Origin of the sequence: Nostoc sp. LPT (genome assembly GCF_017115165.1) — a bacterium.
In the GTDB taxonomy this organism is placed as follows: domain Bacteria; phylum Cyanobacteriota; class Cyanobacteriia; order Cyanobacteriales; family Nostocaceae; genus Nostoc.
On the sequence record NZ_JABXKF010000179.1, the window covers coordinates 23,302 to 48,812 of the forward strand.

Sequence of the window (25,511 nt, forward strand, 5' to 3'; positions counted from 1 at the left end):
ATCTTGGCTTGTAGGTTGGAGATGCTTATGTCCTTTGTTCCTCTACATATTCACAGTGACTATAGTTTGCTTGATGGGGCAAGTCAGCTACCAGAGTTGGTGGATCGAGCGATCGCACTGGGAATGAAAGCGATCGCCCTTACCGATCATGGTGTCATGTATGGCGCAGTTGAATTGATCAAAATCTGCCGTAGTCAAAATATTAAGCCGATTATCGGCAATGAAATGTATGTAATTAACGGCGATATCGAGAAACAAGAACGCCGCCCTAAATATCATCAAGTTGTTTTAGCTAAAAATACTAAAGGTTACAAAAATTTAGTTAAATTAACCACGATTTCTCACCTCCAAGGTGTTCAAGGCAAAGGAATTTTTTCTCGTCCTTGTATTAATAAAGATTTATTAAAAGAATATCATGAAGGCTTGATTGTCACCAGTGCTTGTTTGGGTGGAGAAATTCCCCAAGCAATTCTCAGTAATAGACCAGATGCAGCCCGAAAAGTTGCTCAGTGGTATAAAGATGTATTTGGTGATGATTATTATCTAGAAATTCAAGACCACGGTTCCCAAGAAGACCGGATTGTGAATGTTGAAATTGTCAAAATTGCGCGGGAACTAGGGATTAAAATTGTTGCTACCAATGATTCGCATTTTATTTCTTGTTTTGACGTTGAAGCCCACGACGCCTTGCTGTGTATTCAAACTGGCAAGCTAATTATTGAAGATAAACGGATGCGTTATAGCGGCACAGAGTATCTCAAATCTGGTGAGGAGATGCGGCAGCTATTTCGTGACCATTTACCGGATGATGTAATTGCAGAAGCTGTAGCCACGACTGGAGAAGTCGCCGATAAAGTCGAGCCTTACCATATTATGGGTGAGCCTCAAATTCCTACACCTCCCATTCCTTCTGGTCATACTGCTGACACTTACGCTGAAGATGTTGCATGGAACGGACTTTTAGAACGGTTAAATCGCAAATCTCGCCAAGAAGTTGATTCCGTCTATAAAGAAAGATTGGAATACGAACTAAAAATGATTCAGCAGATGGGTTTTTCCAAATACTTTTTAGTTGTATGGGACTACATCAAATTTGCTAGAGATAATAACATTCCTGTGGGCCCAGGTCGTGGTTCTGCGGCTGGTTCATTAGTTGCTTATGCAATGCGAATTACTAATATTGACCCCGTACATCATGGGTTACTATTTGAGCGTTTCTTGAACCCAGAACGGAAATCCATGCCTGATATTGATACAGATTTCTGTATTGAACAACGGGATAAAGTGATTGATTATGTAACTGAGAAATATGGTGCAGATAGAGTTGCCCAAATCATTACTTTTAATCGTCTAACTTCTAAAGCAGTTTTGAAAGATGTCGCCAGAGTATTAAATATTCCCTACGGGGAAGCTGACAAAATGGCGAAATTAATTCCTGTGGTGCGGGGGAAACCAACTAAACTGAAGGTGATGATTTCCGATCAAACCCCAGAACCAGAGTTTAAAGAGAAATATGATAAAGAACCCCATGTTCGCCATTGGCTTGATATGGCGATGCGAATTGAAGGAACTAACAAAACTTTTGGTGTTCATGCAGCCGGTGTGGTAATTTCCGCCGATCCACTTGATGAAATTGTGCCGTTACAGAAGAATAATGATGGTTCTGTAATTACCCAGTATTTCATGGAAGACCTGGAATCAATGGGTTTATTGAAAATGGATTTTCTGGGTTTACGGAACCTGACGCTGATTCAAAAAACCGTTGATTTAATTCAAGAAACGAGAGGATATCGGGTCGATCCCGATGAAATTCCCCGCGATGAAAGAAAAGCCCAGAGGATATTAGCTAAAGGCGAACATAGCACTTTACCAAAAGATGTACAAAAAACTTATGAATTATTAGAAGCAGGTGAGTTAGAAGGGGTATTTCAATTAGAATCTTCTGGGATGCGTCAGATAGTGCGAGATTTGAAGCCTTCTAATATAGAAGATATTTCTTCGATTTTGGCACTTTATCGGCCTGGTCCACTAGATGCGGGACTGATTCCTAAGTTTATTAACCGCAAACATGGTCGAGAAAAGATTGATTATCAACATACTATTCTAGAACCAATATTAGACGAAACCTATGGAATTATGGTCTATCAAGAGCAAATCATGAAAATTGCTCAGGATATGGCGGGATATTCTTTAGGACAAGCTGACTTGCTGCGTCGGGCGATGGGTAAAAAGAAAGTTTCTGAGATGCAAAAGCAGCGAGAAAAATTTGTAGATGGCGCGGCGAAAAATGGCGTTCAGAAAAAAGTTGCGGATGAATTATTTGAGCAAATGTTGAAGTTTGCAGAATATTGTTTAAGTTATGACACGGAGATATTGACAGTAGAATATGGATTAATGCCGATTGGGAAAATTGTAGAAAAAGGCATTGAATGTACTGTATACAGCGTTGATGATAATGGAAATATTTACACGCAACCTGTAGCACAGTGGCACGATCGCGGGGAACAAGAGGTGTTTGAGTATAGCTTGGAAGATGGTTCAATAATTCGGGCAACAAAAGACCATAAATTTATGACTGTTGATGGTCAAATGTTGCCAATTGATGAAATATTTGAACGCGAATTGGATTTAATGCGGATTGAGAGTTTACCGAATTGAGAGGACAGGCAGTGGGAATTAGGCATTCTCGGCTTGCTATATGAATGAGATGTCTGACTTTTTTTATAGGACTTTTCATATAAAATGGACAATGGTGAGGATATTACAGAAATTCCTTTACGACCTCTGGTTTGGATGGGAGACTCTCTCAAAAATATTCGCTTATTTCCTGAAGAGGTGCGTACATAAGTAGGCTATGCCCTGCAATTGGTGCAAGCAGGGGAAACACCAATGGATGCCAAGCCTTTTAAAGGGGTTGGAAGCGGCGTGTATGAAATTATCAAACGCTACGATACCGATACTTATAGAGCAGTCTATACAGTAAAGATTGCAGAGAAAATCTATGTCCTGCACGCTTTTCAGAAGAAATTAAAGCAGGGGATTAAAACCCCACAAGCTGATGTTGACCTGATTAAACAACGCTATAAAGACGCAGTGGCAAAGGAGAAACAACAATGACACAGGAACCCGTTTTTGAACAAAGCAGTGGGAATGTGTTTGCTGACCTCGGTTTGTCGGATGCTTCGGAACTTTTTACGCGAGGCAAGATAGGGATTCAGGTATTGCGCCTCCTCTCTCAACGCAACCTGAAACAGCGCGAAATCAGCGAACTTCTTGGCATTCCCCAGCTAGAAGTATCTCATTTGATAAAAGGAGAGTTTCAAAGGTTCAGCGAGGGCAAACTCCTCATTTTCCTCAAGCGCCTTGATATGGAAATCAGCTTGCATCTTCGCCCTCGTCATGCGCCGGAACAATCTGCTGAAACTGTGATATCGCTATAGGGCAGGATAGAAGCGATGTTGAGTCTTGACATAGTAGTGGGGAGTAGGCAAATGAAAGGCATGAGGGAGCAGAGGAGCACAGAGAAATGCCCAATGCCCAATGCCCTTCAGGAGTGCTGAGTGCTGAGTGCTGTTAGCGGAAGCGGGGCGTTTAGCCCGTGCTGAGTTGTGAATCTCACTTATTTACTTGGAACTCAGAACTCGGAACTCGGAACTGTTTCGCCCAATGCCCAATGACTAATGACTAATGACTAATGACTATTTGCGGTTTTCCCCAAAGTATGGTTTCCTGCTTGTAAATAGCAATTCCCGGTTTGGCTCCTTTGGGTTTGTAAACGTGTTTTAGCTGAGTGTAAACTACTGGCACTTGCTCACTCTGACGGGCGCGACTGTAGTAAGCGGCAAGATTAGCTACAAATTGCAAATCAGCTTCTTCTGCAACAGCACCCGGTTCTAGACGTAGTAACACATGACTCCCTGGAATTTCTTGAGCGTGGAACCATAAGTCATAATCCCCAGCTACACGAAAGGTCAATTGGTCATTTTGGCGATTGTTACGACCGATTAATACTTCAAACCCATTGGGAGTAAGGTAACGATGAAAGTTGGTGCTGGGAGGTTCGTTGGCACTGCGGCTGCGGTATTCTGGATCTTCGAGATACTTTTGCCCAATCAACTCTTCGCGGATTTCTTCTAAAGCTCGTAAATCTTCTGCTGTTTGGTAGGTGTCTATCTGAGCGATCGCAGCTTCTACTTGCTCTAAATACTCAATTTCTGTCTGTACTTCCAATAGTAGCGGTTCGACAGCAGCACGAGCGCGTTTGAGCTTTTGGTGCTGTTTATAAAGACTTTGAGCATTTTGGACAGCATTTTTATCTGGTTGGAGAGCGATCGCTACTGGCAAATTTGTATCAAAATCAGCAAGGATAATTTCTTTCATCCCCGGTTCCCAATTTTGCAAGTGAGCCATCAATAAATCAGCTTTTTGCCGATATTCATCGGCTTGATCTGATTGCTGCAAGCGCGTCTTAAAAGTTTGAGCCTTGTTACGTAATTTCGCCAGAATATTATTCAATTTCTGACTCAACTGATGGCGCAATTGGGAAAATAACTGTTGGTTAATCTGGTTACTGTAGTAGCGGTTGAGCAACTCCTGGATATTTTTGACCTTTTCAACTTCACCCCAACCCATTACGGTGTAACCATCTTTTGTCCAAGCGGGTTGAAATTCTTTGGAATCTAAGGCTTGCAGCCATTCTTGCCAACGCTCAAACAGCCGTCGCCAGTCGTCAGGGTTGAGAGTATTGGTGGATGTTTCTGGTGCGATATTTGCTTCTAGCAGCATTAACTCCAGTAGTGCTGCACTCAAGCCACTATAACTTTTGAGCAATTGCCGCTTGATTGCTCCTGGTACTAAACTTACCCGTTCTTGCCAACGTTCTTGGGATTCATTCAAGTAGGGGACAGTTCCAGTTAGTTTCGGTGGTGTTTCATAAGGTTGTCCGGTTTGGATGGGACGGACACTAGATTGTTGCTGACTTACTTGATGAGCGGCGGTGATAATTATATTGTTAGCGTCGGTGAGAATGACGTTGCTATACTTGCCCATGATTTCTGCATAGACATGATATAGAGCGCTTTCTCCAGGACGACGGGCAAATTGCAAATCAATAACACGCTCCCAAGGAGCGATCGCTTCAATCGCCACCAGTGCTAAACCACCCAATTGGTGAATCAGTTGTTGGCTAAAGGTAAAGGTATCTGGCGATCGCGGTGGCGGATCGCCAATACAAATATGTGCAGCTTGGGGATGCCAAGAAATCTGTAGCCAATCTCGCTGTTCTAAGGTGCGTAATGCCATCGCAATCGTGTAGCGATCGCGCTGGTAAACCTGTTCTAAGCGTGATGGTAGCCAGTTAGCGCGGATTTCGCTACAAGCAGCTGTGAGAGTAGTAAAGTCAACTGGTTGCAAAGCGATTAGTTGTTAACATTCAAATGGTAGCGATCGCTATGCCTTTATTTTTGTTTAGTTAAAGCATAACAGATCTCACCTATCATAGCGGTTACTTGGTTTGGTGATAGCTGCGAATAAAAAAACACAGAACTTATCATCAGATAAGTTCTGTGTTTAGGTAAGAAGTTAGTTTTTTATACAGTTTGTTTTTGGTATTGAGTTTTTCAAGCTCAGGCGATCACTGCCAAAGTTGAAGAAAAATTCAGAATTCAGGAGTCAGAATTACTCTCGTGGGAGACTTAAACCTGTTGATTTAGACACTAGCGGACTCGTTCTAAGCGTTCGCGTAGCGTCTCCAAGAGTTGCCATGCCGCAGGCTTTACGCTGCACTATCCACCAGTTTCACAGAATTCAATTCTAAATTCTGGCTTCTGACTCCTGAGTTCTAATTTTGTTAAACCCAAAATATTATCCGAGTTACTTACTCACGATTATCTGTTAAACAAAAGCGTTACTCAGCAACCAAAACTGGTTTTTTTGCTGCTGATTGCACTAGTTCTGTGGTTGAGTGTACTAGTTCTTTTGCTTTTGATTGCACTAGTTCGGCAGTTGAGTGTACTAGTTCTTTTGCTGTTGACGCTACTGTTTGTGGCTGCATCAGTTGGGTGTAAAGTTCACTCAGTTGATGTGCAACACCATCCCAGCTAAACTTAGTTTCGACACGCTTTCTACCAGCTTTACCCAATTCATCTCGCCATTCTGGATTTAAGAGAATTCGGTCAATAGCAGAAGCAAAAGCATCTACATCTTGCGGTGCAGCTAATAAACCAGTTTCTTCACTAACTACAGTAAACTGAAGTCCGCCAACATCACTTGCTACCACTGGTGTACCGCTTGCCATTGCTTCAATCGCCACTAGTCCAAAGGGTTCGTAGTGACTGGGAACAACGCTAACATCGGCAGCGGCGTAATAAGTTGGTAAAACATCTTGACTCAGACGACCAGCAAAGGTGGTAAAGTCGCTCATTCCCAATTCGTTGACGATTTGCTCAATGCGATCGCGCTCAATTCCGTCACTGTTACCTGGAGTACTACCACCACCAATAATTAGCTGAAGATTGTTGGAGTCGCGTAGCTCAGACTCATTTAATGCCCGCACCAAGGTTTCTATACCTTTGCGTTGGTCAAAACGTCCTACATACAATACAACTTTAGCTTCTTTGTCAATTCCCAATTCAGCCCTGGCTGCTTCTCGTGCAATCGAACCAAATCGCTGAATATCTGTACCACAGGGAATAATGTCGATATTACCTTTTGTGGAAACTAGCGATCGCATGTGTTCCTGTTCTTGCGGACTCGTCGCTACAATTCGATCGGCATTTTCCAACACCTGTTTTTCCACTGCTAATCGCTGACTAGCAATCAAAGGAATATTTTCTATAGTGTTGTACTTGACTGCTCCTAAGGAGTGGTAGGTGTGAACCTGTTTACTCTTTTGGATTTTATTTAACTGCATCCCTACCCAACTAGAGAGCCAATAGTTAGTATGAACTAATTCGTATGTAATTTCGTTTTTTACTTGAAATTTAAGGAAATTATCTATAAATTCTGGCAGAAAATCAAAAAGATCATCTCGTGGCACAAACTCAAGGGGACCAGCTTTTAAACGAATAGTTCGACAATTGTTGCTATGTTCAACAATCGAGTCTTGCTCCAGACTCACTTTGCGGGTAAACATATCAACTTGCCATCCTAGTTGCGCTAGTGCTTCACCTACGTTGCGCACATAAACATTTTGTCCCCCAGCTTCTTCTTTCCCTATTTCAATCGCTGGGTCTCCGTGGACGGAAATCAAGGCGATACGTTTTTCGGTGGTAGAGTTCATAGTTTGTGTGTTGCTGATTTTAACAAAGTTTTAGGTTGTTCCAAGCACGCGTATAGCACACTTGTCTGAATTGTTTAGGAACTTTGATTAATATTGATTTTAATTTACTATGTCTAATTTCTTTTTACATCCTCTGTCAGAAGTATACTTTTAGATTAAATACAAATCTTTTTAGTTTCTTTAGATATAGGAAATTGTTAGATCCGTCTCTCATACTTTTGATAGATAAAAATGAGATTTTTTCATTTATCTCTAGCTCTAGTTTCATAGATATGGCAATTTTAATTTGCTCTCTATCTAAAGACTCAGCTCCCGACTTCTGTGAGATAAAGCTAGCGAATAGGGGGTAAGACCCCCTAAAACATCTCCAAGCAAGAAGTCAGGAGATATAAAAAGTAAAGGTATGACGCTGCATCCAAAAAATCAAGGGGAAATAGCAAGAACAAAGAGCACAAATAGCGCTTGCATTATTCCCAAAAAGGAAATATGTACATGAAAATGTACGATGAATTGCGAGTGTTATACGCAGACAAAGATTTTGCTGTCCTATTTACAGCCGGGTGTGGACAATCAGCAATATCTCTAAATAGATTATAAGTAGGTTTGACCTGCGACAAACACCGTTACACTACGCAATAACATTCCCTACATATACTTAGATGTTTTCAAAAATCAAATCGGCTTGCTATAGGATAAAAATATATTTATTCAGCTTATATTCTCTAAAAGAAATCTAAATTCTGTTTTTACGCAATTCTACTGATTTTGCTTCAAACTAATAAATATAGTCACCACCAATTTTTAAATGGAGAAGATTAATACATGAGTTTGATAGATGGTATATTTCTGACGCTATTAAATTCTGTTGCCTGTCTAGCACTGCCTAAGATGCTATCTATAATTCTGCCTGTAAACAACCAAAACACTGAGCCTTCAAAGTCTGCTATGAAATCACAAGAATCTAACTCTGAAATTCCCAGTTTTTCTTAATGTAAACTGATTATCTGTAGATATCGCCTTGATGAGGAGAAGACTTCGTTATTGGTGCAAGGCGATATCTGAACAATAAATTATACACATTTTGTTTTGTGAAAAGAATGAGAGTTAATCCGCTACTTGAGATTTGTTTTTCCATTCAACCTAAAATTTATACAGGAAAAAACTGGTCTACAGTACAGCTAAAACCAGGCAATAGCGGAGAAATGAGATTATCATTACTAAATAAGGTTACTACCAAGTTAAGTTGACTTTGTTCGCGCCGATAGACCTCTAGTTTACGCGATCGCCAATCAGCAATCCAATATTCTTTGACTCCTCTGGTAGAATAAAGTTTAAGTTTAGCTTCCTTATCTCGTCTTAGGTCTTCGTTGCTAGCAGACAAAACTTCGACTACTAAATCTGGTGCGCCAGTTAAATGTCCCGCTTCATCCAATGTTAGCGCCAAGGTTTCTTTAGTAGCCCAAACTACATCAGGAATCACATTATCTGATTCTGAAAACAAAACGCCGGGATTGATTACAGCTTCTCCTAAACCACTAGACTCTGACCAAACATCAAGTTGTCGAAAAATCTTGCCACAAGTTTGCTGATGTTTAAAGTGAGGTGCCCTGGTTATAAATAATTCTCCATGAACTATCTCATAGCGCGTCCCTTCATTTTCTGCGAAGAGTTCCACATCATGAATTGTCCAGCATACTCCGGTATTAAGCATCTGACTCATTGGCTAACTCCTTTAATCTTGTTTTTGTATTTTAATAAAATAGAATTCATGATTCATACTAATTGATTCTGTATTCTGTATTCTTCTTCAATCATCACTTGCGATTTTCGCGCCGCCACTTACTCCGTACTAAACGAATTTCATCAAAAGTGTAGCTTTCACCTAGTTGTTCTTTGATGGGAGTGAGGGAAATATCACCGAGTACTTCTAAAACTTGCCAAATTTTTTGTTGATGTTCTAAAGGTACTAATTGATTTAAATCAACTGGCTGATTTTTCTCAATTAGTTTTTCTAGATGATTGCTAACTGTTGCCGGACTAAGGTTGCGTTTTTGGGCAATTTGAGCAACATTTAAACCTTGTTGATGCAATTGTAATGTCTGTAATTCTGTGTAAGAAGATGAGTTTGAAGATGATACGGAAGCGGAAGTAACCGATTTATTTTGCAAACCTTTTTCTTGGCGGTAGGCGCGAATTTCTGTAAGAAACTTTTCGCCATATTGAGCGAGTTTGTGACTACCTACACCAGAAAGTTTGGCAAATTCAACTAAGTTTTGGGGTTGTACCTGTACCATCAATTTTAAAGTGGAATCGTGGAAGATGACGTAAGGTGGTACAGATTGCTCATCAGCCAATTGTTTACGTAGCGCTCGCAACTTCTGTAATAATATTTCTGCAACTTCTGCTTTTTCACTCTCCTGTTCCCAGGTAATCTTTTGAACTATGGTTACAGCTAGCGAAACTGTGCGTTGTTTTCGCATTACTTGCCAACTTAAGGCATTTAGTTTTAAAACTGAGTAACCATCGCTAGTTTGTTCTATTAACCCCTGATGTAAAAGCGATCGCCCCAACATTCGCCATTCATCTACAGTTCTATCTTTACCAATACCATAAGTAGAAAGTTTATCGTGTTCGTACTGGATAATTTTGTCTTTTTTTGCCCCCCGCAACACATCAATTATGTGTAGCATCCCAAATCTTTCTTTGCAACGCGCCACACAAGATAAAAACTTCATGGCTTCAATTGTCCAATCTTGCATCGGTTTGGGATGACGACAATTGTCACAGTTACCACAATTTCCAGGAAACCTTTCTCCAAAATAACCCAATTGAATCGTTCGCCGGCAATCAGTGCCTTCAGCGTAATCGATCATCTGCCGCAGTTGTTGTTTAGCAATCAACTGTTCTTGAGGGTCAGTTTTTTGATCGATACTCCATTCAATTGTTTTAACATCACCAAAGCTGAAAAATATTGTACATCGAGATGGTTCTCCGTCTCTACCTGCCCTACCCGATTCTTGATAATAACTTTCTATATTTCTGGGCAGATCGAAGTGAACTACCAAACGCACATCAGGTTTATTAATTCCCATTCCAAAGGCGATTGTTGCCACCATCACCCGGACATCATCTCGAATAAATCGCGTTTGATTACTACTACGTTCTTCATCAGTTAATCCGGCATGATAAGGGAGAGCAACAACTTTATCATTTTGGAGTTTAAAAGTGAGTTCATCAACTTTTTTACGAGTTAAACAATAAATAATTGTTGAACCTTCAGTTTCTCGAATTAATTCTAATAATTCAGCGTAAGCATATTTAGTTTTAGGACGAACTTCGTAATAAAGATTTTCACGATTAAAACTGGCAAGATGGATGCTTGGTTGCTTTAGTCCTAATTGTTGAATGATATCACTACGGACGCGATCGGTTGCTGTGGCGGTGAGGGCAACAGTAGGGACATCAGGATAGCGTTTCCGCAGAGATTTCAACTGGCGATATTCTGGGCGAAAATCGTGTCCCCATTCCGAAACACAATGCGCTTCATCAATAGCAAAGCTAGAAATACCGATTTTTTCTTTAACTAAATCGAGAAATGGGAGAAACCTTTCACTGAGGAGACGTTCCGGGGCGACGTAGAGTAATTTTACTTTACCGTTGAGGATGGCTTCTTCCCGCGATCGCACTTGGTAAGCATTCAAACTGCTATTGAGAAATGTGGCGTTAATATTATTATTTCGCAGTGCTTCTACTTGGTCTTGCATCAAAGCAATTAACGGCGACACCACCACCGTTAGTCCATTTTTTAACAATGCTGGTAGCTGAAAACATAGAGATTTTCCCCCGCCAGTCGGCATCACAACCATTAAATCTCGATTTTGCAGCGCATCTTCGATAATTTGCCGTTGTCCGGGGCGGAATTGGTCATAACCGAAGTGATATTTTAGCGCTTGTTCGAGATGGGGATACTGAAGCATAGCGATCGCTTTTTCGGGGGCTGTCTGCGTGAGTAGTGATTGAAGATATCAGGATTTTAACTCACATCATCGGCAGCTTTGGCCAGACCTGCGTTTCTATACGACGATGTCTACGACGGGCTACGCCTACGCACGCTGATCAACCATCATACATGTGCGATGTCTACGACGGGCTATTCGGCGTCGCTTGACTTTTAAGACAGTTGCTACAAGAGCCGCGATCGCACTATTCCCCTGGCGTTCGGCTCAATCCTAAACTACATTCTCGGCATCAGCTGCTAATACTTGGTCAACGGTTAAAGTTAAGTCTGGAAAAGTTTGACAAGGAATTGTTTTTCCTTCAAGATACTCAGAGCGTTGATACTCACCATTTTCTAGGGTCAGGACGATCGCCTTTTTTCCTTTTCCTCGTAGACAATACTTAGCAGGAATTTGACCTGTGTAGTCGATAATCCAATATTCAGGTACTCCCAAGGCAAGATATTCTTCTTGCTTGTCTATGAGGTCAGTTGACCAGTTGGATGAGGCAATCTCAACAATCATAAATGGCTGAGTTTGGATACCCATCCTCGGTTAATCGTCGGGGTAAAACTGGGGGCGTTGGATAATGGTAATATCGGGTCGTCGGCTTTGTGTATCACTAATTTGTAGCGCGTTTCGCTTCCGAACCGAGTATTTTAGTTTACGCTTGCGGTAGGCAAGTTCAAACATGAAGGACAGGAATTCAAGAATTTCTTCATGCAGTTCACTGGGTTCTGGCATTAGCACCAGCCTCCCAGCAACCAACTCATACTCATTAAGTTCGTTACCTTCGGCGAAATCAAGGAATTGCTTAAAGGTTAGTGGTTTAGGGGTTGTGATCATGGCGATCGCTCCTGATTGATTAGCATCTGGCTTTTCATAACCTTTTGATCTTCAAGTTTATATCTATTTGCCATTAAGTTTTAGCTTGTTGAGTCTCATGCTTCGACCTAACCTACAAGATCGGTGTTCTGCTTGCAGCAGCGCTGACGCTCGTTCTTCTCTACGAGACGCTGCGCCAACGCTACCGCTTCGCTAACATCATCGCACGCTCATCAACCTACAATACATGAGCGATTGCTTTTATTGTTTGACTCTCGCGATCAGATAGGCGATTGCACTTGGAAGATCAGGCGATCGCACGCTCATCAACCTTCATATAATTAATTCTGCAAAAATTAAAATCTCAAATTCGCCTCAGCATCCACCTAACCGAGAATTTGCAGTTATTACTTTGCCCTGATGCCCTATCTGGGTACATTTATTCTGTGATTCTAAAGCATCAATCTTTCGTAAAAGCGATACTCCCCAGACTATAGAAATTACCAACTTGATTGTCATGCCCACGAGCAAAAGTGTCACTATTGTGGCATTTTTCTTTTGTTGAGCCAGCCTTTTTTGTTCTTCTGCAAGTCGTGCTTCGACTTCTTGAGCACGTTCAGCCTCTAATGCCTGTTGTGCTTCTCGCCGATCTAATTCTTCACTAGCAGCTAAAAATCGATAATCTAAGTTGCTCAAGCTTTTACCATTTGCCCAAGTTTGGGCATCTATCAACGCTTGTCCACGCAATAGGCGAGATTTATCTTTTTCTTGTGAGGCTACCCATGCATTGAAGTTTTCGTAGTAAGGACGCAAGTAAGCTAGTTTTTTTCCAACCCATTCTAAATTGAAAACTTCTTGATAAATTCGGTTTTTTATTTGGAGAAAACCTTGTTTTTTGATTACCAAGCCAGACAGCAATAATTCTACCTGTTCTCGACTATCGTCGGCTGGTACTTTCACTCCTTGGAGAATTTGTTGATAAATTCCTAGCAATCTGGCGGCAAATTTTTCGTTTCTGAGGATGCGATCGCGAATTGTTCGCATATGCTCCGGTTCATCTTGTGATTCCCATTTCTCGATGATGTGCGATCGCACCACATTTTCTATCCAAAATTCTTCTGTACCAGGAGGAATTTTTAGCTTTCTACCCAGATCGTCTTGAGATAAACTCACAAGCAGCCGACACAGCTTTTGAGTCAGAAATGGTTGCCCTTCTGTCCAAGCTAATACTTCTTTTAAAACTTTCTGGGGATGATTGTCTTTAATATCTAGTCCTAAAGATAGTGGTTGAGCTTCTTCAAAGGTGAAACCATTTACTTGTATGGTTTTACCCAAATTAAACGGGGTAGTATGATTTTGAGATAAAATTAAGTCTGAAGGTGTGGCAACCCCGAAAACTGCAAATGTAATCCGATGATACTCTGGGTCAATTGCTCGTTGGTTATAACAGAACCGAATCAAGCTAAAAAAGTCGTCAACAGAGAAATCGAGGCTGAGTATACTATCAACTTCATCAATAAAAATAAATAGTCTTTCGTTAGGAAACTTCGCTAACAGATTTTCCGAAATAAACCGACTAAGTTTATAAACTAAAGAAATATCTTGTTGTTCTTGCCACCAGGTTTTTAAATCGACTTTTCCTAACAGTTTAAAACTCAACCATAGGTCGCTAACTACTCCTTTATACCACTGTTCTGGAGTAATATTTTCACAACCAATATTAGTCATATCAACGGTGGCACATCTAAAGCCCTCTTGTTGCAAGCGGTGCTTTGTTTTTACCATAAGTGAGGATTTACCCATTTGCCTACAGTTTAAGATGTAGCAAAATTCACCCTGTTTCAAAGCTTCGTAAAGTTCTACATCTGCTCTGCGCTCAACATAGCTAGGAGCATCATTAGTAAGAGTACCACCCACTTGGTATCGATAATTTTTCATGTAATTAATTTTTAATTTCAAATTAGTTCTATATCTCAATCAAAAAATTCGTTTTGGGACAGTTGATAAAATTTATTTAATATCGATGAGTAACTAGGTTCATAGTAAGAACTTTAGTACTTACTATGAACGCTCAAAACTAGATGGTAAATTTACTAGAAGCATTAACACTATTTTGCTTTTCAAACTGTTGGCTAAAATAAAGACGATATAACTCACACTTGGTGCTAGCTTGATTGCCATTTAATTGAACCAAACCCATGCTTTCCAGCTTGTAAGCAGCGATCGCGTCTAACTCCACTTTTTCATCTGTTGCAATTACCTGTTCCATAGCTGACATTAATTCTGGTTCTGCTTGCAGTAGTGTCAACAGTTCTCGTAAATGCTGACCGTAAATTCCTACTGGTGTAGATGCGGTTTCTAATAACACCTCCAGCGTCATTTCCCCCTGACAGAGATGATAAAATGCAAGGTTCACCAGATAGGGATGTCCTCCTACCATTGCTTGTAGGGGTGCAAAGCGTTTTTCCCCTTCCGAGTTTCCTGACCAATCTAGTCCGTAACGTAATGCTAAATTCTGTACCTCCTTAAGGGTAAATGGTGGCAGTGTAATTGTTATCCCTACATTGAAAGGCGATTGGTTGAGCTTAAGCGGAATATAAATTTCTGTTGTGTGAACCACTACCATCCGCAGTTTTTGCCAAGTTCGATCTTGCTTTGCTTGTTCGTGCCAAAATCGCAGCATTGGCAAAAAGTCTTGGGCAATATTGGGATGTTCAAAAATCCGATGGACTTCATTCAAAGCCAAAACTACAGGACTATCATCAATGTATTGCAACAGATAAGCTTCAAAATAGATTTTGCAGCTTACCTTGCTGCCCATTTCTATATCCCAAAAATCATCTAGACAAGGAAGGAGATTTAACTGCCTACTGACATTTACACAAAACCAACGCAAAAATTTATCCAGGGAAACAAAAATGTCTCGATCGGCTTCTTGAAAGTCCAAATAAACAATTCGATAATCTTGCTCTCTAGCATAAGCAATCATCCGATTGAGTAGAGAACTTTTTCCCATCTTTCTAGGTGCTTTGAGCCGGATTAAGCAACCAGGTTGTAAAACCTCATTACAAACAAGTTCTTCCAGAGAAGGGCGATTGATGTAAAGAGGAGAATTTAGTGCTACAGGACCGCTAGGAAATTCTATCTTGCTTGCTGAAAAAAAGTCTGGAAAAACCATTTCTAAGCTAGATTCTTCACCGAACTTTTGTTGGATCTGATTTTTTTGATTATCTATCTCGTCTTGCAAGTGTTTATTCAAAGCTAAATGCAGATTTTTTTTCGTTATTCTTTTTCCAAGTGCGATAGAAAGGTCTTGCCACAACTCAGAACCAATTTCCTTGATATAATTGTCGCCGTAGCCTGATGCCTCTGCTATTTCACCGTAAGTTTTGCCCAACCATGATTGATAGAGCACAAACCACTGAATTGAACCGAGAGGCTTGTCTTGCAGAATTTTTTTTACAGATTCTAGAAGCTTATCCACAGAATATAAATTGTTAAACAGCTAGGCAATTTACTTATACTTTCCAGCCTAGTAATAATATACATCTGAAATATATCTGAAAAATACTTGAAAACAGAAAAAGTTAAGATTGCATTCAGTATACCAAAAATGTTATTATAATTAGTTTTTTGAAGGTTCTTTTGTATAGAGATTAAGTTGGTAAGCACGATAAAACCAATATATATTTAGATTTAGTTTTGTAAAAACGGTGAAATAACGAATTTGTAAAGTACGTGCTGTATTTACATTTGGTAAAATACTTGGGAATTTTCTCGCCTACTTACTTAGTGCTCTTTAATCACTCTCACCAGAGTAAAAACATATAATCCTTGCTACGCAGGAGTTTCAGGCAAAATACATATTTCTGACCATAATGTTAGAAAATAAAGCTTCAAACCCAAGTGCTGTATGAAGTTTAAATGTTGCCTGAGATTTTTATTTCCCCAGAGTGACCCAAGAGCGTTAGTTCAGCCTAAATACAGCCCTGAAAAACCTGGTGACAATGATGGCTCGCTGGTATGAGATTCTAGAGACAGTCAATGGAAGCTGAACAGAATGGAACAACATCACAAGCCAACGGTTGTAATTACGGGTGCCTCTTCGGGGGTGGGTTTGTATGCTGCAAAAGCTCTTGCTGAAAGGGGATGGTATGTCGTACTAGCGTGTCGGGATTTAGCGAAGGCACAAAAAGCAGCCCAAGGTGTGGAAATACCCTACAACAGTTATACCAGTATATATATTGACCTCGGCTCCTTGGAAAGTGTTCGACAGTTTGTGAAGAACTTCCGAGCCACTGGAAAGTCTTTAGACGCTTTGGTGTGCAACGCTGCAATTTATATGCCCTTAATCAAAGAGCCATTACGCAGTCCAGAAGGTTACGAGTTAACTGTCACCACCAATCATCTGGGGCATTTCCTATTGTGCAACCTGATGCTAGAGGATCTGAAGAAGTCATCTTTAGAGCCAAGGCTGGTAATTTTAGGAACTGTCACGCACAATCCAGATGAACTGGGTGGAAAGATTCCACCACGTCCCGACTTGGGCGATTTGCAAGGCTTTGCAGAAGGGTTTAAAGAGCCAATATCGATGATTGATGGCAAAAAATTTGAAGCAGTCAAAGCTTACAAAGACAGCAAGGTTTGCAACGTGCTAACTATGCGGGAACTGCATGAGCGCTATCACGAATCAACTGGTATCGTCTTCAATTCTCTCTATCCGGGATGTGTTGCAGAAACGCCGCTATTTAGAAACCACTATCCCCTGTTTCAAAAAATCTTTCCATTATTCCAGAAGTACATCACTGGGGGATATGTGTCTCAGGAGTTGGCGGGAGAACGAGTTGCTGCTGTGGTTGCCGATCGTGAGTATAATCAATCCGGTGTTTATTGGAGTTGGGGAAATCGCCAGAAGAAAGATGGTAAGTCTTTTGTGCAAAAAGTCTCTCCTCAAGCTCGTGATGACGAAAAAGGCGATCGCATCTGGGAACTCAGCGCCAAGTTGGTTGGACTTGCATGATGGAACAGAAAAAGACAAACTATGCTCATCTAGTGTTCACCGTTCCACTCAATACTGATGAGTCAACAGAACATCGTAACCTTTACATACAAAAACGCGAGACTACACCTCTAACAAAATTAATACCTCCCAATTCCTAGAGTTCGTAGGGTGCGTTACACTTTGTTAACGCACCGATGTTAATTGTAAATAGATACGAAAAATTATCTAAACATTTCCGATGGAAACTGCTATGTCTTCTTTAAAGGCGCATTCCCAAACGCTATATGAAACTGATTACTTGCAATGGATAGAAACGACTGTAGAAAAATTGCAAAGTCAGGATTACGCAAACGTTGAGTGGGAGAACCTAATTGAAGAAATTGCCGATATGGGAAGGAGTGAGCGCCGGAGTCTCAAGAGTAATTTGATTGTAATTCTGATGCATTTGCTCAAATGGCAATTTCACCCTGACAAAAGAAGTGGTAGCTGGGAAGGAAACATCATTGAACATCGTAGACGCGTTAAAGAAGCTCTAGATGATTCACCTAGTCTCAAATCCTATCTTGAGATAGTTTTTGCTGAGTGTTATGCACAAGCAGTTAAGCAAGCAAAAGCTGAAACTGGCTTGTCAATGGAATCCTTTCCTCTGAACTGTCCATACCAGCTAGCAGAAGTCACAGATGATGAGTTTTTACCTCAGTAAGCACTGAATCGTTCTGTATGTGCTTAGTTGTTGACCAGAAGAGGCAGGAGGAAAAGGAGCTCTTAGCGGGGGGAGCAAGCCCTTTCAAGAACTGTGTGGAATGAAGGGGGGAACATGGGTACAAGCCCCGTCATAAAGGATGCTTATACGGGGCATCCAAGCTCCGTCCCCCAGCAAGAACTGCCCCTTTTCCTCTTGTTGACCAAGCCCCGTTGGGGCGGGGTGTAGGTTTAGGGTTGCAGGTTCTAGAGAGCCCCAACAACCATCAATTTCACTTGCCCCGTCAATTCACCGGCGTAGCAAAAGGTCATTATCACTTGCCTCGACCAATGCCGTCCTCCCTATACCCTACACCCTACCCCCTATACCCTATTAGTGACCAGCCTGATTTTGTACATGGCTTAACCAATTTTCACTGGTGGCCAGAAATAGCGGCTTAATTATGGGTAATTTGCCGGACATCATATAATTCGCAAAAATTACTTTCACCCCTCCAAGGTGTTGGAGGGGTTTTTAGTTGGTGCTACGGTTGCTACTTGCTCTAGCGTCGTCCCATGCACAGTAACTGGAATGCTTTCTGCTCCCACAAGGGTATGACCGATCGCACTTTTAGAAAAAAGGGACGGGTCTAAATTATTTACTGTTCTATCAAATTAACGTTGTTAAGTTACTCAGCAGGTGTAGTTTTCACCTCCAGGCTGTGTTAGATATTGTGACGCGAAACAGGAGTATAGATACGTTGCTAAAGCTTTCTCCCGAATCTCCTCTATTTATTATATTAATCATTATTAGTTTTCTAGTAGTAACTTTGTCAAGTTGGTTATCATCTAAACCATTTGTTTTAAAACCATTTGGAGTTAATGATATTGTCCAGTTACTCACATTACAATTATTTATTTCTTTGTTGATAGAGCGTTCTTTAGAAGTTTTTATAACTACTTGGCGTGGGCCATTCGTCGAACAATTAGATATTAGTATTCAGCAAGAGAAGGCTCTAATCTCTGAAAAAATAAAACTTATGGAAGTACAACAGAACCAATTCCCTTCTTTGGAATCAAATCAAATCAGTGGACTTCCACCAGAAGGAATGAGTTTAGAACAGCAAATCATCCAAAACTTTACACAAAACCAACAAGAAGCATTAAAAATATTCAAGCCACAAATGGATGATATAAATGAAAAAGAGCGCCAAAGAACAGCCTATAAATCTGATACACGAACAATTGCTCTATGGACATCTCTTTTATTTGGTCTTTTAATGAGCGCAATAGGTATTCGCTCAATCGAACCACTTGTAGTTATTGATTTAGATAATCCCATACAAGTAATTATTTTCCGTTGTTTAGATGCATTGCTGACAGGAGGTTTAATTGCAGGAGGTAGCGAGGGAATTCATAAGCTCATAAAAGTTTTTATCGACTTTATGGAAGCTACATCTAAGCAAATCAAAAATCAGGGAACGTCTTGATGAAACTCTCAATGCAGGATAAAGTTAAAAAAAAGCCCAGCTAGAAATGACTGGGCTTTTAGCTATCTCAATCAATTATTGAAGGTGAGTAGTTTCGCACTATGCAGCAGGTTGTTCTAGATTAACCTTGACAACTTTGTTTTTTTCTTGCTCGGTTTTAGGCAGTGTCAAATTCAAAATACCGTCTTTATAATCTGCGATGACATTGGTATTTTGAACCTTAGCAGATAGAGGAATTACACGCTGGAACTTGCCGTAGTAAAATTCACTCTTGGTAATACCCTTGTCTTGGGTTTTAGTTTCAGACTTGCGCTCACCGCTAATGTGAACAGCGTCTTGGGTGACCTGAATATCTAAGTCTTTAGCTTCCAATCCTGGCAGCTCTAACTTGAGATAAATCGCATCATCAGTTTCATGCAACTCAGCAGCCGGAACTCTGATAAAGTCTTTTTATAACCGTGCAGATGGGACTTTGGTATCTCCCAATAAACCGTTGATGTGACGTTCTAAAGCGTTCAATTCTTGCCAGGGGTTGTAACGAACTAGTACCATAATCTCTCGAAAAAATTCAACTATTGTTTAATCGTTTTTGCACTTTAGTTTGTGCTTATGTATTCATAATAAGTATGCTTTAAACTCTTGTAAATTCGGTAATCCTCACCTAATAAAATGATGATTACCACACTTAGATTAGACCTAAAAAAAGATTACGGTTTACTCTAATTTATTAGTTCGGTAAACCAGAATAAGAACTATTAATGTCAATAATTAACTACTTAATCTGCTTTTGAAGGAAATATGCAGTCAGGCGATCGCTTATATTTCCAAAACAACATCCAAGCTCTACTCGCCTTCCCATCGCACTATTCAATAAATATTTCGATTTAGTCATCGGGAAACTACTAAGACGAAATACTTTCTACATCTTTGCGACTGCATTGAATACAAGTAATATCAAATGCTGAATTCATCCACTCATAACCGCAAGTACGACAATGACAGAAAATATTATTGCAATTGGGATGTGGTCATTGTGCGCGAACTCGCCGGAGAATAAATAAACTATTGCGCCGTGGTATTCTTAAAACTTTAGGCTAGAATCCCCTAGTCTAAAGGCAGGGGTGTTGACAGGGGATCTATGATTTTTGGCTCATGTCACCTGATAATTCAGGTTTTATAATTAAAGTTAAAGGGTTTAGAGCATTAAGCATAAATGAGGTTAAAAGCTGTGAAGAAAATAATTGTTGCTGCTTTATTCAGCTTAATTGTTGGCTCAACATCTTTACTTTTTCCCCAAGCCGCTAAAGCTGATAGGGTTGTTTACTGTCATCCTGTTACTGACAATAGGGTACTCAAATCGGCGGCAGACCACCCCAATGCTTATACAAATGGTTTTCGAGAAGGACAACAAAGCGCTCGGAACAGAGAAGCTTATAAACCTCGGACTGTGGGAGGTGAATTCGCTCGTGGTTTTCAGGATGGTTATTTGAATCTACCTTATGCTGGGCAAGAGAATGTTGTACCTAGAACAATTGTGCAACATACTACTCAGATTTGTAATGATGATGGTTACACCGTAGCGCCTTCTCCTGTTTACATTTACAACCCTTATCCCATCTATGGGTCGCCCTATCCTACTTATGGCATCAACTTCGGATTTGGAAGAGGGTTCCACTTCGGATTTGGAGGAGGGTTCCACGGATGGGGTCACCATCGAAGATGGTAGGGGGTGGGGAATTTCGTCAAAGAAAGTTTCTGGGCTGAAGAATACTTTGTATTCACCCTCGGAAGTAATCAGGGAAAAATTTGAGAGTATATCTGAAATCAGAAAAAAGAAGATATTCGGATAGATCAGATGAAAGTATTTCTTGCTTTTCCGGTGGATAACCATATTTGTGCAGCAGGCGCGGTTGTTTTCCAAAGTTATCACTGGGAGTTACAAACCAGTAGATTATCCAAGAGAACTGAAAGGCAATACACCTGTTAAAGAATTATTTATGCCTTTGATATTCAATCCGTACTTGCTTAACGTCAAACTCAGATTCTAAAAACTCAAGTTTTTCTACTGGCTGTAATCCCAAACTTTCAAACTGTGCTAATTCTGAGTCTGATAATGGCCAAGGTGGGCCAGAGGGTTCAGCTTCTGTATCTCGAACACGAGTAATCAGCAAAAGTGTGCCACCGAGAGCAACAACAGAGGTAACTGAAGAAATAACCCAAGAACGCACATTCAAAGGCAAAGCTTGAATATTACGACATTCAAAAACAAAGTCATAAGCTTGATGCCATTGTGAGGGAATCGCTAACAAATCTGCAACTATATAGTTGACAGTCGAATCTGGAAATCGCTGCTTACACCAAGCGATCGCTGTCGGTGAAATATCAAAGGCAGTTACTTCAAACCCTTGATCAGCTAAAGCTTCGGCATCATCTCCCAAACCACAACCAATGACTAGCGCCTTTTGCCCAGAAGCGAACGGTTGACGATTCGTCAACCAATCTTGTAGATAAGGGTGAGGAGTTAACTTTGCCCAAGGAATTTTTGCTGTATCACCTTTAGCTTCGGTATATAACACTTCAAACCATGCCGATGGTTCTGATTTTTGTAAAGCTTCGGTAGCTAACTGTTTGACATAAAATCGTAAATCTTCAGGTTGTTGTTCAAACATAAAAACCCATCACCGACACTAATAACTTGAGGTAACTGTTATAGTATCGTGTAATAATTTTTGAACGCGATCGCACTGAGTAAGAACCCGTAAAATTTGTTCTGATACCTTTGTAGATTTTTCTAAAACAGTAAATTCTTCTTCATAAAGTTGAATTACTTTATTTAACACAGGAAAACACTAAATACATATTATTGACTTTGAATATGATCGAGTGCCACAAAAACACTTCACTCTTTGTAATGCTAAAAATTACCCTAAGTTAGCACACAAGAAGTAACCCTCGACCCTTGTATCAACTGGTGTATAGAGAGATCCAGATATTTGGTAAGAACCAGTTTAGTTTGCAAATAGAATCTGGAAATTGCTCCTGTATATGTATTCTCGTCCACCCCAAGGAATGTAGCAGGTTTTATTTGGTGGATAGTATTTCCCTGGTGTATACTCTCCATCAACCTTGGCTCGGCAAAAATATAATGTGTTGTTACCATTATTCTCAGTGCCACCAGCAACATTATTACCAACAATGTACCCCGGAAAATTTCCCCATGTCCAGCTATTAGCTTTGTACAATATGAGAGGTAATTTATAGGAATATTCTTTACCTCCCCATGAAACGTAGCATCTTTGATTTGGTGGATAGTATTTTCCAGGTGTATATTCTCCATCAACCTTGGTAGAGCAAATATACAATGTGTTTCTACCATTATCCTCAGTTCCACCTGTAATATAACGACTAGAATTACTAGTACTGGGTTTTACCTGAGTCTTTGAAACAGCCGCTAATGAAGGTATTCCTATAGAAACCGCTATTCAAACTGCTAGGAATGTAGCGATCCGATTAAATTTCATTAAATCTGTTGCGAGTGCTTTTAATTGCATATTCAATCAACTCCCATTTTTGATAGTTTTTACTGAATTTATACAAAACGCAAAATAACGTAATAATATGAAAAATAAAGCTTTGGGAGAGTGATGAATAATAAATTAATATTTGAAAATATTTAACATATTAAAAACCCAATTTAATATTTTCATTTTTTATTATTCATTCAAAAAGTAAAAATAAAAAGTTACATTTATACTCAGAAACTATCCTGGTAACGTAGAACGGCGTAGATATTTATAGTTGGAATGAGGCAGGATGGCGCAGCAGTAGCGAGTCAACTACCTACACCTCACAACAGCAACGGTATCGGGTGTGAAAGCTTATCACCCGTAATACCATTGCTGGTATTCTAAAAACGGCAAGACCATTGCCAGATAATTGGCAAAGCAAAAGTAAAATAATGGAAATCGCTACAACCAGAGTACCGCGTTGGTTCGTTCGCAGAGACATTGATGGTTTATTTGGGCTGGCGCTTGATAATTTTATTCAAATTTTATTGATTGTGAATTTGTGCCAAGGAGTGCTTGGCTTTCCTGAGTCGTTAGTTTATAGGCGGATTTTGCCAGGAGTTGCAATCAGTTTGATTGTTGGTAATTTCTATTACGCAAAGCTAGCCAAAGAGCAAGGCAAAGGTGAGCAGAGGGACGATATTACTGCTTTGCCTTATGGGATTAACACCGTCAGCCTTTTTGCTTATATTTTTCTGGTGATGCTGCCTGTAAAATTGGCGGCAATTTCTAGTGGTGCATCTGGCGAACAAGCTGCTAAATTAGCTTGGCAAGCAGGATTGGTGGCTTGCTTTGGTTCTGGTTTGATAGAATTTGTCGGGGCTTGGGGAGGAGAAGCACTCCGCCGCCTCGCCCCTCGTGCAGCATTGCTTTCCACTTTGGGTGGTATTGCAATCACTTTTATTGCCATTGGTTTTCTATTTCGTACTTATGCCAATCCTGTAGTCGGCTTGGTGCCTCTTGGTGTAATTCTATTGACTTATTTTGGGCGAGTGCAATTTGCCATACCTGGCGGCTTGTTGGCAGTTCTGTTGGGAATTGCCCTTGCTTGGGTAACAGGTTTAGCTAGTTGGGATCATGCCAAGTTTATCGCTACCCTGCAACCAATAAGGCTTTATCTCCCTTCTTTGTGGCTGGGAGAATTGTGGAGCAGTCGTTCAGTTTTGGTTGAATATTTCAGTATCATTCTACCAATGGGATTATTTAATCTTGTTGGCAGTCTCCAGAATTTAGAAAGTGCCTCAGCTGCGGGTGATACTTATCCTGTAGCTCCCTGTCTGAGGGTAAATGGTATTGGTACATTAGTTGCTGCTATTTGTGGTTCCTGTTTCCCGACTACTATTTATATTGGTCATCCTGGCTGGAAAGCTATGGGAGCAAGAGTTGGTTATTCTATACTCAATGGTATAATTATGAGCTTGCTTTGCCTAAGTGGAACTGTGGCAATGCTGGCTTACTTTGTGCCGATTGAAGCTGGAATGGCAATTGTGTTGTGGATTGGGATTGTGATTGTCGCTCAAAGCTTTACAGCCACTCCGTCGCACCATGCACCTGCTGTGGTTGTTGGTCTATTACCCGGCATTGCTGGTTGGGGTGCGCTAATTGCGAAAAATGCACTTCGGGCAGCAGGTTTGGGCACGCCGGAAAAACCTTTGACACCAACCTTGATTGAGCAGTTTAAGTTAAGCGATACGTATATTGATGGGGCTTTTGCTCTTGAGCAAGGGTTTATTTTTTCCGCGATGATTTTAGCTGGCATCACAGTTTATATTATTGAGCGCAAGTTTCGCCAAGCTGCCTATTGGTCTATAGTCGCTGCTGTCATTTCCTGGGTTGGGTTGATGCACAGTTATCGTTGGACTGTTGCAGATACAGTTGTTAATTTCGGCACTGGAACTGGTACGCCTTGGGCTATTGGCTATATAATGCTTGCAATTCTCTTTTTCTATGTTGATTGGCAAGAAAGACGTAAGGCTTGATGCCATATTGCATAAAAGTTGAATTATCTAGATGAGATTAGTCAATAAGTTGTGGGGTGGGAATTTGCGTATCGATATCTGCTTGGGAATAAGTGGGGAGCAACCAGCTACTATCACCCGCCTTGAATACTTTGGCAGGTTCAACATTCAATTCAATTGCACCAGTGGCTGGATTAGTTCTAGCAAGAGACTGTGTACCATCGACAAACTTAACGGCGATTGGTTGAGTCAGTTCTTGTGGTTGAGCGTTCGGGCCTAGAATCACTTGAGAACCTGCGGGTAAGTAAATGCCATCGCAATCCCAATCATCATCCGTGATTGTTCCTGCGCCCAGAAAGTAGAGTTGGGTTGGAGATTTTTTTGGTTTATTGGCATAGACAGCCAAAGTCTTTCCAGTTTCATTACGGCACTGTGCCCGCTTTCTAGCTGTTTCTATGACATATTTCTGAAACTGCAATTGTGCCAGTCGCTGCTGGAATTGCTCAGGTGTATAGCCAGCTTGCTCAGGTGTATTCTTTACAGTTAGAAGTTGATTGAGCGCTTGAGTAACCTCAGCATAGTCAGCCCCCTTAGTGAAATCCTTACCTGCCCAAGAGGGTTGAGCAATTAGCAGGTTCACCATTAACACCAGAGCAATAAGAACAATTTTGAGAAACTGCATATATTTATCCTTTTTTTGAAATTAGTGTTCAGT

General features: G+C 40.6%; 15 protein-coding genes and 4 pseudogenes. 8 read left to right on the forward strand and 11 right to left on the reverse strand.

The annotated features are described in order from the left end of the window. Positions 1 to 27 precede the first annotated feature (27 nt). The 3 genes and pseudogenes from HWQ58_RS35380 to HWQ58_RS35390 all read left to right on the forward strand — a co-directional run bounded on the left by HWQ58_RS35380 (position 28) and on the right by HWQ58_RS35390 (position 3,440). Positions 28 to 2,658, forward strand: coding sequence for a DNA polymerase III subunit alpha (locus HWQ58_RS35380; protein WP_292873094.1), 2,631 nt, complete (start codon positions 28 to 30; stop codon positions 2,656 to 2,658). Positions 2,659 to 2,742: 84 nt separating this feature from the next. After that, positions 2,743 to 3,117, forward strand: a pseudogene (locus HWQ58_RS35385) (type II toxin-antitoxin system RelE/ParE family toxin). After that, positions 3,114 to 3,440: an XRE family transcriptional regulator gene (locus tag HWQ58_RS35390; protein WP_292873096.1), complete on the forward strand. Its 327-nt coding sequence runs from the start codon at positions 3,114 to 3,116 to the stop codon at positions 3,438 to 3,440. Before HWQ58_RS35385 ends, HWQ58_RS35390 begins: the two are co-directional and overlap by 4 nt. A gap of 244 nt (positions 3,441 to 3,684) precedes the next feature. On the opposite strand, the gene HWQ58_RS35395 is transcribed toward HWQ58_RS35390, so the two are convergent. The 7 genes and pseudogenes from HWQ58_RS35395 to HWQ58_RS35425 all read right to left on the reverse strand — a co-directional run bounded on the left by HWQ58_RS35395 (position 3,685) and on the right by HWQ58_RS35425 (position 15,583). Further along, positions 3,685 to 5,412 (reverse strand): NFACT family protein, encoded by a 1,728-nt coding sequence (locus HWQ58_RS35395; RefSeq protein WP_292873098.1) that lies wholly within the window; start codon positions 5,410 to 5,412, stop codon positions 3,685 to 3,687. Positions 5,413 to 6,046: 634 nt separating this feature from the next. Further along, a pseudogene (locus tag HWQ58_RS35400) lies at positions 6,047 to 7,279 on the reverse strand (glycosyltransferase family 1 protein); the annotation flags it as partial. 1,147 nt (positions 7,280 to 8,426) lie between these two features. Beyond that, positions 8,427 to 8,999, reverse strand: a complete 573-nt coding sequence (locus HWQ58_RS35405) for a Uma2 family endonuclease (RefSeq protein WP_292873102.1) — start codon at positions 8,997 to 8,999, stop codon at positions 8,427 to 8,429. 94 nt (positions 9,000 to 9,093) lie between these two features. Continuing rightward, the gene (recQ, locus tag HWQ58_RS35410; RefSeq protein WP_292873104.1) at positions 9,094 to 11,256 is read right to left on the reverse strand and encodes a DNA helicase RecQ; all 2,163 of its coding nucleotides are present in this window, start codon (positions 11,254 to 11,256) and stop codon (positions 9,094 to 9,096) included. 252 nt (positions 11,257 to 11,508) lie between these two features. Then, positions 11,509 to 12,120: pseudogene (locus HWQ58_RS35415) on the reverse strand (Uma2 family endonuclease). A 354-nt stretch (positions 12,121 to 12,474) separates the two neighbouring features. Beyond that, positions 12,475 to 14,037: an AAA-like domain-containing protein gene (locus HWQ58_RS35420; RefSeq protein ID WP_292873106.1), complete on the reverse strand. Its 1,563-nt coding sequence runs from the start codon at positions 14,035 to 14,037 to the stop codon at positions 12,475 to 12,477. Positions 14,038 to 14,176: 139 nt separating this feature from the next. After that, positions 14,177 to 15,583 carry an AAA-like domain-containing protein gene (locus HWQ58_RS35425; protein WP_292873108.1) on the reverse strand — a complete coding sequence of 469 codons (1,407 nt, stop codon included), beginning with the start codon at positions 15,581 to 15,583 and terminating at the stop codon, positions 14,177 to 14,179. A gap of 576 nt (positions 15,584 to 16,159) precedes the next feature. Here HWQ58_RS35425 and HWQ58_RS35430 point away from each other — a divergent pair. The 3 genes from HWQ58_RS35430 (at position 16,160) to HWQ58_RS35440 (ending at position 19,272) form a co-directional block, all read left to right on the forward strand. Continuing rightward, positions 16,160 to 17,119 carry a protochlorophyllide reductase gene (locus HWQ58_RS35430; RefSeq protein WP_292873110.1) on the forward strand — a complete coding sequence of 320 codons (960 nt, stop codon included), beginning with the start codon at positions 16,160 to 16,162 and terminating at the stop codon, positions 17,117 to 17,119. A 220-nt stretch (positions 17,120 to 17,339) separates the two neighbouring features. Beyond that, positions 17,340 to 17,804 carry a DUF29 domain-containing protein gene (locus HWQ58_RS35435; RefSeq protein ID WP_292873112.1) on the forward strand — a complete coding sequence of 155 codons (465 nt, stop codon included), beginning with the start codon at positions 17,340 to 17,342 and terminating at the stop codon, positions 17,802 to 17,804. 808 nt (positions 17,805 to 18,612) lie between these two features. Further along, positions 18,613 to 19,272 (forward strand): hypothetical protein, encoded by a 660-nt coding sequence (locus HWQ58_RS35440; protein ID WP_292873114.1) that lies wholly within the window; start codon positions 18,613 to 18,615, stop codon positions 19,270 to 19,272. Between the two features lie 99 nt (positions 19,273 to 19,371). Here the strand turns inward: HWQ58_RS35440 and HWQ58_RS35445 are convergent. Beyond that, positions 19,372 to 19,824 (reverse strand): annotated as a pseudogene (locus HWQ58_RS35445) (Hsp20/alpha crystallin family protein). 676 nt (positions 19,825 to 20,500) lie between these two features. On the opposite strand from HWQ58_RS35445, the gene HWQ58_RS35450 reads away from it, so the two are divergent. Further along, a complete protein-coding gene (locus HWQ58_RS35450) occupies positions 20,501 to 20,998 on the forward strand; it encodes a hypothetical protein (protein WP_292873116.1) in 498 nt (165 codons plus the stop codon). 265 nt (positions 20,999 to 21,263) lie between these two features. On the opposite strand, the gene HWQ58_RS35455 is transcribed toward HWQ58_RS35450, so the two are convergent. Further along, complete coding sequence (locus tag HWQ58_RS35455) at positions 21,264 to 21,941, reverse strand: methyltransferase domain-containing protein (RefSeq protein WP_292873118.1); 678 nt, start codon at positions 21,939 to 21,941, stop codon at positions 21,264 to 21,266. Positions 21,942 to 22,280: 339 nt separating this feature from the next. Then, positions 22,281 to 22,754 carry a DM9 repeat-containing protein gene (locus HWQ58_RS35460; RefSeq protein ID WP_366839235.1) on the reverse strand — a complete coding sequence of 158 codons (474 nt, stop codon included), beginning with the start codon at positions 22,752 to 22,754 and terminating at the stop codon, positions 22,281 to 22,283. 476 nt (positions 22,755 to 23,230) lie between these two features. On the opposite strand from HWQ58_RS35460, the gene HWQ58_RS35465 reads away from it, so the two are divergent. Next, entirely contained in the window at positions 23,231 to 24,817 is a 1,587-nt protein-coding gene (locus HWQ58_RS35465) for an NCS2 family permease (protein ID WP_292873122.1), read from the forward strand. Positions 24,818 to 24,854: 37 nt separating this feature from the next. On the opposite strand, the gene HWQ58_RS35470 is transcribed toward HWQ58_RS35465, so the two are convergent. Next, entirely contained in the window at positions 24,855 to 25,478 is a 624-nt protein-coding gene (locus HWQ58_RS35470; protein WP_292873124.1) for a hypothetical protein, read from the reverse strand. Between the last annotated feature and the right edge of the window lie 33 nt (positions 25,479 to 25,511).